The sequence below is a fragment of the Microbacterium maritypicum MF109 genome, assembly GCF_000455825.1.
Classification (GTDB): Bacteria; Actinomycetota; Actinomycetes; order Actinomycetales; family Microbacteriaceae; genus Microbacterium; species Microbacterium maritypicum_A.
Map to the genome: position 1 here is coordinate 1 of NZ_ATAO01000148.1, position 576 is coordinate 576.

Sequence of the window (576 nt, forward strand, 5' to 3'; positions counted from 1 at the left end):
GCTCTACAACCTCGTCGAGGGGGCCAAGGAGCGACGCGCGGCGCGCAAGGCGGGAGGAACGGATGCCGGAGGAACCTCGGCTCCGGATGCTCCTGTCGGCCCGGAAGCATCCGGTGCCGCCGTGGTGTCGGCTCAGCCGGTGCTGATCGATGCCTCGGGTCTGCCGCATGCGCCGCAGCTCACCCGCCGCGAGCTGCGCGAGCGCGGGGAGTAACGCCTTCTCGGCGCCGCCCGGCCGAAACGGAGATCATGTGCGCCGCGGCCGGCGAGTCACCATCCGACTCGCCGGCGCGGCGTCATTCGCTCTCTGTTCTCGTCGGGGAGTTCGCGGCGAGCCGCGTCGAGTCAGCTCAGCGTGATGCCCCAGTGCAGGGTCCAGGTCTCATCGGGGGCGAGCCGGCGGATGCCGAGGCCGCTGTTCAGGGCGTCGGCCGGTGCGGTCATCGGCTCGATCGCGACCGCGAGGCTCTGACCGGGATAAGCGGGTGTCGTGTACACCTGCACGTAGTCGAAACCCTCGCCCTGCCAGAGCGTCACGCGGCGACCGTCCGGCGCGGTGAGCGAATGGTGCACACG

At 71.0% G+C, this 576-nt stretch carries 1 protein-coding gene and 1 pseudogene; one reads left to right on the forward strand and one right to left on the reverse strand.

What is annotated here, in order from left to right:
- A partial coding sequence (locus tag L687_RS29190; RefSeq protein WP_040569673.1) for a hypothetical protein occupies positions 1-214 on the forward strand: 214 nt, incomplete at its 5' end.
- A 131-nt stretch (positions 215-345) separates the two neighbouring features.
- On the opposite strand, the pseudogene L687_RS0121405 reads toward L687_RS29190, so the two are convergent.
- Positions 346-576, reverse strand: a pseudogene (locus L687_RS0121405) (aldose 1-epimerase family protein); the annotation flags it as partial.